At 72.6% G+C, this 8,592-nt stretch carries 7 protein-coding genes; 2 read left to right on the top strand and 5 right to left on the bottom strand.

The window, feature by feature from the left end:
• Positions 1–166 precede the first annotated feature (166 nt).
• The 5 genes from ADY01_RS28520 to ADY01_RS28500 form a co-directional block, all read right to left on the bottom strand.
• Complete coding sequence (locus ADY01_RS28520; RefSeq protein ID WP_049579248.1) at positions 167–964, bottom strand: DUF427 domain-containing protein; 798 nt, start codon at positions 962–964, stop codon at positions 167–169.
• Positions 965–1,029: 65 nt separating this feature from the next.
• Positions 1,030–2,847 carry a glycoside hydrolase family 2 protein gene (locus tag ADY01_RS28515; RefSeq protein WP_049579247.1) on the bottom strand — a complete coding sequence of 606 codons (1,818 nt, stop codon included), beginning with the start codon at positions 2,845–2,847 and terminating at the stop codon, positions 1,030–1,032.
• Positions 2,848–2,919: 72 nt separating this feature from the next.
• Positions 2,920–3,834: a carbohydrate ABC transporter permease gene (locus ADY01_RS28510; protein ID WP_420715749.1), complete on the bottom strand. Its 915-nt coding sequence runs from the start codon at positions 3,832–3,834 to the stop codon at positions 2,920–2,922.
• The gene (locus ADY01_RS28505; RefSeq protein ID WP_420715748.1) at positions 3,831–4,823 is read right to left on the bottom strand and encodes a carbohydrate ABC transporter permease; all 993 of its coding nucleotides are present in this window, start codon (positions 4,821–4,823) and stop codon (positions 3,831–3,833) included. The genes ADY01_RS28510 and ADY01_RS28505 overlap by 4 nt, the downstream gene beginning before the upstream one ends.
• A 26-nt stretch (positions 4,824–4,849) precedes the next feature.
• A complete protein-coding gene (locus tag ADY01_RS28500) occupies positions 4,850–6,187 on the bottom strand; it encodes an extracellular solute-binding protein (protein WP_049579244.1) in 1,338 nt (445 codons plus the stop codon).
• A gap of 189 nt (positions 6,188–6,376) precedes the next feature.
• Between ADY01_RS28500 and ADY01_RS28495 the strand changes: the two genes are divergently transcribed.
• Both ADY01_RS28495 and ADY01_RS28490 read left to right on the top strand, forming a co-directional pair.
• Positions 6,377–7,432: a LacI family DNA-binding transcriptional regulator gene (locus tag ADY01_RS28495; RefSeq protein WP_049579250.1), complete on the top strand. Its 1,056-nt coding sequence runs from the start codon at positions 6,377–6,379 to the stop codon at positions 7,430–7,432.
• 255 nt (positions 7,433–7,687) lie between these two features.
• Entirely contained in the window at positions 7,688–8,527 is an 840-nt protein-coding gene (locus ADY01_RS28490; protein ID WP_049579242.1) for a PhzF family phenazine biosynthesis protein, read from the top strand.
• Positions 8,528–8,592: the final 65 nt, after the last annotated feature.

The raw sequence follows: 8,592 nt of genomic DNA, 5'->3' as shown, positions 1-8,592 counted from the left end.
CCGCCGGGCGGCGGCAGGGCGGGGGCGACGCGGTCGGGGGGGAACAGGTCGGAGAGCGGGCTGTCGGACACGAGCGGATCCTCCTGGGGCGGTGCGGTGTGCACCGCACCGGGGGCGATCGTGTCGCATCCCGGCGCGGCACCGCTCCCCTACCCCGGTGGCGGGCTCATACGACGGTTTCGCCGTCCACTTCCGTGGTGACGCGCTGGTGTGCGAACGAGAGGTGGTCGCGGACCTTGAAGGCGTTCTCCAGGGGGGCCGGGTAGGACCATGCCACATCGTCGATGCGCTGGCCCTCGCCGGTGTACGACCAGTAGCCCGCCGTTCCCTTGTAGGGGCACACGGAGTGGGTCGGGCTCTCGGTCAGCAGGTCGAGCCGCACATCCTCCGTCGGAATGTAGTACCGGTTGGGGAGGCCGGTCTCGCTCAGCAGTTTGGGACGGTCCGTGGTGGCGAGGGGCTCCCCGTCGAGCAGCACCCGCACATGCCTGCTGCTCTCGCGGGCGTCCACGCGGTGGTAGGGGTCGCGCAGATGGCCCTCGACGCGCTCGTCCTCGTCGTACCAGGCGTCGGCGGCGTCCCAGTCGAACGCCATGTGCCCGGCGAGCCACGACGCGTTCTCCCGGGGGGCGTAGGCCCAGACGGCGTTCTCGGCGCGGCGGTCGCCCTCGGCCAGGGACCAGTAGGAGGCGTCGCCCTTGAAGGGGCAGCGCGTGGAGTGGTCGGTGGCCTCCAGCAGGCTGTGGTCCACGTCGGTGACCGGGACGTAGAGCTGAGGCAACAGCCCGGTCTCCCACAGCAGCTTGCCCTCGCGGGTGTCGAGCACCGGGACGCCGCCGAACTCGCAGCGGACGCGGCGCGGGAACCCCTGGAGGAAGAGCCGGTGACCGGGGCCCGTGATGTGGTAGTTGACCGTGTCGGGAGGGGCCGCGGACAGGGGCCCGTGCGCCATGCTGAGTGTCACGTCTTCCGCCTCTTGCCTCGTCGCGCCGGGGCGCCCGCGCGGGTGCGGGCGCCGCGGCGCCGACGTTAACACCGCTCGATGGCCGCGGGCCGCAGCTGCGCGGCGCGCACGCGCGCCACGTCGAGCTTGGTGCTCCGGTCGAAGCGGTAGACGCCGTTCTGCTCCTGGAAGACGTCGGTCAGCTGGGTGTAGCAGTAGCCGAACATGCCGGGGTCGGCCAGCAGGGCGCCGGTGAGCCCCTCGAACCGGTCGTGGAACTCCTCCTCGTCGCGCGGCCGGTCGCCGTAGCCCCAGGAGACGGTCCGGTCGTCGCCGGCGGCGGTCGCGGCGGCGGCCGGGTCCCACCAGATCCCGCCGAACTCGCTGACGAAGTACGGCTGTCCGCGGTAGGGCAGCGAGTAGGCGTCGCCGTCCCCGTACCCGTTGGCGTAGGGCCTGTCCTCGGCCAGGCCCGCCATCTGGGCGCGGAACGCCTCGGGGTCCTGCTCGTAGGAGTGCGAGTCGTAGATGTCGGTCTCGGCGACGCGGTGGGCGTAGCCGGAGGCGTCGACGACCGGCCGGGTGGTGTCCATGGCCTTGGTCGCCAGGAACATGGCCCGGGTGACCGCGTCCAGTTGGGTGATCCGGTCGTGGAGCTTCTGGTACGTCTCGTTCAGCGGGCACCAGCCGATGATCGAGGGGTGGCTGTAGTCGCGCTCCAGGGCTTCGAGCCACTGGCCGGTGTAGGAGGCGTCGGGCTGCTGGTTGTCGCCGGAGAGGCCGCCGGTCCCGCTGCCCCAGTCGCCGAACTCGCCCCACACCAGGTAGCCGAGGCGGTCGGCGTGGTAGAGGAAGCGCTCCTCGAACACCTTCTGGTGCAGCCTGGCCCCGTTGAAGCCCGCCTCCATGGCCAGCTCGATGTCGCGCACCAGGGCCTCGTCGGTGGGCGCGGTCATCAGCCCGTCGGGGTACCAGCCCTGGTCGAGGACCAGGCGCTGGAAGGCGGCGCGCCCGTTGAGCGTGACGGCCTTGCCCCGGATCCCGACGGCGCGCAGCCCCGCGTAGCTGTCGGCGGCGTCGAGCTCGCGGCCCTCCGCGTCGGTCAGCGTGAGCCGCAGCCCGTACAGGTGCGGGTCCTCGGGGCTCCACTCGCGGCGCCGCTCCTCGGGGACCGGCAGATGGAGCCGGGGCGCGAGGTCGAGGTCGGCGCGCGCCGAGGCGCACGCCACCTCGCCTTCGGCGTCGGTGAGGACCGCGGTGACGCGGTGGCCCGCCCGGTTGCCGCTCAGCGGCAGCTCCAGGTGGAACGCGGAGCCCGCCAGGTCGGGGGTGATCCGGGGCCGCCGCAGATGCACGTCGGCCACCGGCTCCAGCCACACGGTCTGCCATATGCCGGTGACGCGCGTGTAGTTGCAGTCGTGGTTCGCGTACTTGACGGCCTGCTTGCCGCGCGCCTGCGGGCCCGCCTTGGGGTCGCGGGCGCGGACGGTGATGACGGCGTCCTCGCCGGGCGCCGCCACGCCGTCCAGGTCGGCGGTGAACGGGGTGAAGCCGCCGCGGTGGCGGACGACCTCGGTGCCGTTCACCCACACGGTGGTGTCGTAGTCGACGGCGCCGAAGTGCAGCAGCACCCGCCGCCCGGCCCAGGCGGCGGGCAGCGTCACCGTGCGGCGATACCAGACGGCCTCCAGGAAGTCGGTCTCGCCGACGCCGGAGAGCTCCGACTCGGGCGGGAACGGGACCAGGATCTCGCCGGTCAGCTCACGGCCGAGCAGCCCCCGTTCCAGACCGCTGTCGCCGCGGTCGAGCTCGAACTGCCAGGTGCCGTTGAGGTTCAGCCAGTCGGTGCGGGCGAACTGCGGGCGCGGGTACTCCGGGCGTGGTACGGCGGAGTGAGAGGACACGAGTGCTCCTGAGAGACGCGGTTGAACGGGTGGAACGGTGAGGCGGGTGGAACCGTGGAGCCGGTGGAACGGTCAGGCGCCGCCGAGTCCGGTGGTGGCGACCGACTGGACGATGCGGCGCTGGAACAGCAGGAAGACGACGATCAGCGGCAGCGCGGCCAGCAGCGCGGACGCCATCTGCTGCGCGTACTGCACGCCGTAGGCGTCCTTCACCGTGGCCAGGCCCACGGGCAGGGTCATCAGGTCGGCGTCGTTGGTGACGATGAACGGCCACAGGAAGTTGTTCCAGGCGCCGATGAAGACGAAGATCGCGACGGCCGCCACGATCGGCCGGGACAGCGGCAGCACGATCGACCAGAACAGCCGCAGTTCCGAGGCGCCGTCGATGCGGGCGGCCTCCTCCAGCTCGCGCGGGATGCCGTCGAAGAACCGCTTGAGGATGAAGACCATCATCGGCGCCACCACCTGGGGCAGGATCACCCCCCAGTAGGTGTCCACCAGGTCGAAGAACAGCATCTGCTGGAACAGCGGCACGATCAGCAGCTGCGGCGGCACCATGATCGACGCCACGGTGACCGCGAGCAGCACCCGCCGCCCGCGGAAGGTGCCGCGCGAGAAGCCATAGGCCGCGAGCGTGGAGACCACCACGGTGATGGCCGTGACCAGGACCGAGATCAGCAGGCTGTTGAACGCCCACACCGGCACGTTGCCCAGCTCGAACAGCTCCCGGTAGGAGGCGAGGGTGAGCGCGCCCTTGAGCGGCGAGAGGCCGGGGGTGGTGGCGTCCTCCTCGCTCTGGAACGAGGTGATCACCGCCCAGACGAACGGCGCCAGCCACAGCGCCGCGATCAGGACCAGCGCGGTGCCGCCCAGCACGCGCGGCGTCCGGCCGTGGCCGAGGAGCAGGGGGGAGCCCGCGGCCTCGCGGGGGGCGCGGCGCCCGCGGGAACGGACGGTGGGGCGGTGCGCGAACGCGGACACGGTCAGCCCTCCTTGCGGAAGAAGCGGAGCTGCGCGATCGAGATCACGATGACGATCGCGAAGAAGAGGTAGGAGATGGCCGAGGCGTAGCCCAGCCGGTAGCCGGTGAACCCGACGTCGTAGATGTACTCCAGGATCGGCCGGGTCGACTCGTTCGGGCCGCCCCTGGTCATGATGTAGATCTGGTCGAAGACCTTGAGCGACGCGAGGATCTGGAGCATCACCACCAGCCCGGTGGTCCTGCGCAGCTGCGGCAGCACGATCGACCACACGCGCCGCCACGCGCCCGCGCCGTCCAGCGCCGCCGCCTCCAGCTGCGTATCGGGGAGCGACTGGAGCGCGGCCAGGTAGAGCAGGAAGTTGAACCCCATGGTCCACCAGACGGTCAGCGCCGCCATGGACCACATCGCGACCGACTCGTCCGTCACCCAGCCCACCGGCTCCATGCCGAACGTGGTGAGCAGCTGGTTCCCCAGGCCCAGGTCCGGCTGGTAGAGCCAGGTCCAGATCAGGGTCACCACCGTCACCGGCATCAGGTAGGGCGCGAAGAACGCCAGCCGCCAGACCCACTGCCCGGCCAGCCCGGTCTGCACCAGCAGCGCCAGGCCCAGCGGCAGCAGCACCAGCGGCACGCTCGATATGAGCGTGAAGAACAGCGTGTTGCCCAGGCTGCTCCACACGTCGGGGTCGCCGAACGCCTCCGTGTAGTTGTCGAACCCGACGAAGCTGGTGCCGCGCAGGGACAGCGACTGGTCGGTGAAGCTCATCCAGACGCCCTGGACGATCGGCCAGACCATGAACAAGCCGAACAGGAGCGCGAAGGGGAGCACGAACCCGAGACCGGTGCGGCGCCCGCCCCCGCGTCCGGCGGTGGCCCTGGCCACCGCCCTGCGCACGGCGTTCCCCTGGGCGTTCCCCTGGGCGTCCCGCACGGCCGCGGCCCCGGCCCCTGCCGGCCCGGCCCCCGTCGCGCCTGTCGAAGCGGTGGTAGTCACGTCGTTCGCTCCTTGCGTGCGCGGGGTCAGGCGACCGGGTTGGACTGCTGGAGGAAGTCGTCGGCCTCGCGGATCATGAGGTCCGCGGTCGCCTCGGCCGAGGCGTTGCCGAGCAGCGCCGCCTGGATCGGCTGACTCATGCTGTTCTGGAACGTCGAGCCCGCGCCCGCGAACCAGTTCTCCGGGTCGAGCACCGCCGTCTCGGCGGCCGAGGCGTAGGAGGACTGCGGCTGGAGCTCGGCGTAGGCGGGCTCGGCGATCACCGGCTGGTAGGCGGGTATGTGGCCCGCGGTGGCCCAGGTCATGGACCGCTTGATGATCTCCGCGACATAGCGGTGGGCCTCGCGCCGCCGCTCCTCGTCGGGCCGCTCCTGCCGCGGGAGCACGTAGCTGTGGGAGTCGGCGTAGGAGGCGGGGGTGCCGAAGACGGTCGGGTAGGGCACCGCGCCCAGCGGCACGCCCGACTCCCGCAGCGTCGGCATCTCCCACTCGCCCGCCATGAGCATCCCGCCGCGCCCGCCCATGAACCCGGCCAGCGAGCTCTCCGTGTTGAGGTGGCCCGGGTTGGTCCGGCCGTCGTAGAGCTCCTGGAGGAAGGAGATCACGCGCACGGCCGCGTCCCGGTCGATCTCGGCGTGGCCCCCGTCCGGCAGCCTGAACTCCGCGCCGGTCTGCGAGTAGAGGGCGAGGAACTGCCGCCAGTTCTGCGAGGAGTCGGTGACATGGCCGAAGAAGATGCCGGTGTCGCCGGTGACCTCGGCCATGGCCTCGCTCGCGGCGATGAGCGCCTCCGGCGAGTCCAGGGTGGCCAGCAGCCCGGTCGCTGGATCGATCAGCCCGGCCTGCTCGGCGATCTCCGGGTTGTAGAAGGTGATGAACGGGTGCGTGTCGAGCGGGATCGCGTAGAGCGTCCCGTCGTAGTGCGCCCTGCGCCAGATCGCCGGGGTGAAGTCGCGTTCGGTGACGCCGAACTCGGCCAGCACGTCGAGGTCGAACGGGTCGAGCAGGCCGCCCGGCGCGTATCCCGCGAGCCGCGACAGGTGCATGACCGCGACATCCGAAGCCCGGCCGCCGGCCGAGGACATGGCCAGCTTCGTGTAGTAGGCCGAGCCCCACTCCAGGATGGTGCGGTCGACCGAGAAGCCGTCGGGCCCGGAGGAGACGTCGGCGATCATCTCGTCCATCAGCATGCCGTCGCCGCCCTGGAACAGGTCCCACACCTTCAGCGAGGAGGCGCCGGACGAGGCCGCGGGCGAGGCGCAGGCGGCGAGCGGTCCGGTGGCGAGCAGCGTGCCCGCCCCGGCGAGTCCGGCGCGGAGGACTCCGCGCCGGCTGACCGTGCGGGCAGGTGGTGAGGTGCGCATCACGGACCTTTCATGCTCGATCGGACATCGGCCAGACACGGAGCGTGCACATCGGGCGGCTGCCGTGACGTTCAGTTTTTACATCGATGTACATGGCCTGTAAAGACTCCTGCACCACCTCATCGCAGCGGGCTACGATCAACGGGCCCGGTGAGCGCCCGTGTGGCGGAGGAGACGGAAGGGGTGACGGTGGCGCGGCCCAGGATCAAGGACGTGGCGCAGCGCGCCGGGGTCTCCGAGAAGACGGTCTCCAACGTGATCAACGACTACGCCCATGTCTCGGAGCGGACCCGGGCGGTGGTGCGGCAGGCCATCGACGAGCTCGGCTACCGCATCAACCTGGCGGGACGCCACCTGCGCCGGGGCCGCACGGGCATCATCGCGCTGGTCCTGCCCGAGCTGGACTTCACCTACTTCGGGGAGCTGGCGCGGCATGTGATCAGCGAGGCGGAACGGCGCTCGCTGACCGTCCTGGTGCACCAGACCCTGGCGGACCGGCAGCACGAACTGACCGCGCTCGACGGATTCGGTTCGGATTTCGCCGATGGCCTGATCATGTCGCCGCTGGCCCTGACCGCGGAGGATGTGCGGGACCGGGACGGCACGCTGCCGGTGGTGCTGCTGGGCGAGCTGATCCAGGAGGGCGCCGACCATGTCGCCATCGACAATGTGCTGGCCGCCCGCGAGGCGACCGAGCATCTGATCGGCCTGGGCCGCCGCTCCATCGCCACGGTGGGCGGCCGGTATCTGAGCGGGGGCGACGTGCCGACCACCGGAACCGCGCTGATCAGGTCGCGCGGCCACCGGGAGGCCCTGAGGGCGGCGGGCCTGCCCTACGACCCGGGGCGGGTGATCGCGGTGCGGCAGTTCCGCACGCCGGACGGCGCCGCCGCCGTCGACCGCCACCTCGACGAGGGCCACCGGCCGGACGCGCTGCTCTGCCTCAACGACCAGATGGCGCTGGGCGCGCTCCGGGCGCTGCACCGGCGCGGGGTGCGGGTCCCCGAGGACGTGGCGGTCGTCGGCTTCGACGACATCGAGGCGGGCCGTTTCAGCGTGCCGTCGCTGACCACGGTCTCGCCGGACAAGGCGGAGGTGGCCCGGGTGGCGGTGGAGTTGCTGGTGCGCCGCATCGAGGAGCGGGCGGACGGGTCACCGCCCTCGGACGGCCGGACCACCCCGCAGAACCACGTGGTCCCCCACCACCTGGTGGTGCGCGAGAGCACGGCGGGCCGCGGGACCTGAGCCGGGCCCGGCCGGTGGCGTGCGGCGGTCGCCCTCGCCGTGCTCGCCGCCTCGGGGCGCGGGCGCGGTGGCGCCCAACGCGCGGCGGGCGGCGGCCGTCGCGGTCGGGGGGACGCTGCCGCCACCGAGGGCGAGACCTCGGTCCGGATCGACACCCCGTCCTCACCGGTGGCCCGCCCACGCCCCGAGAGCGCCGGGCCACTTCTTCCCGATTGGCCCGAGCCGGTTCGGGCGGCGGGGCCCTACCGTCGGGCCATGCGCCTTCGGATCATCGATGCCTTCACCGACCGGCCGTTCGCCGGGAACCCCGCCGCCGTCTGCCTGTTGACCTCGGACGACTGGCCCGAGGAGGCGTGGATGCAACGGGTCGCCGCCGAGCTGAACCTCTCCGAGACGGCCTTCGCCCACCCGCTCCCCGACGGCGGGGAGGCGGACTGGGCGCTGCGCTGGTTCACGCCCACCGTAGAGGCCAATCTCTGCGGCCATGCCACTTTGGCCACCGCGCACGCGCTGCGCGAGGACGGCGCGATCGCGGGGGACGGTGCCGTGGTCCGGTTCGCCAGCCGAGGGGGCCCGCTGACCGCCCGGGTGCGGGAGGACGGCTCCCTCACGCTGGACTTCCCCGCGGCGGCGTGCGTGGAGGCGCCGGCGCCCGAGGGCCTGGCCGAGGCCCTCGGCGCCGAGCCCGCCGCGGTCCTCTCCACCGGCCGCCTCGCCCATCTGGTCGCGGTGCTGCCCGAGGAGACGGGCGTCCGGACCCTGGCGCCCGACCTGGCGGCGCTGGAGCGGATGTCGCGCGGCGCGGGCGTGCGCGCGGTGACCGCCCCCGCCGCCGCCTCGGACCCGGGGCGCGGCTACGACTTCGTGTCGAGGGTCTTCGCACCGGCGGCCGGAATCCCGGAGGACCCGGTCACCGGCAGCGCCCATACGGCCCTGGCCCCCTACTGGTCGGCGCGGCTCCGCCGGGGCGACCTGACGGGCTTCCAGGCGTCGGCCCGCGGCGGCCTGGTCCGCACCGCCCTCCACGGCGACCGCGTGCACCTCACCGGCCGGGCCGTGACGGTCGTCGACGGGACACTGCACGCGACGCCCTGAGCGCGCCGGGGCCGGGGCGGCCCGCACCGGCCGGTCGCGGTCCGCGCGGGCGGCCGGTGCGGGCC

Source organism: Streptomyces sp. SBT349 (assembly GCF_001083795.1).
Lineage (GTDB): Bacteria > Actinomycetota > Actinomycetes > Streptomycetales > Streptomycetaceae > Streptomyces.
The sequence above is the reverse complement of the archived record's forward strand: the minus strand, read 5'-3'. Positions and strand labels throughout refer to the sequence as shown.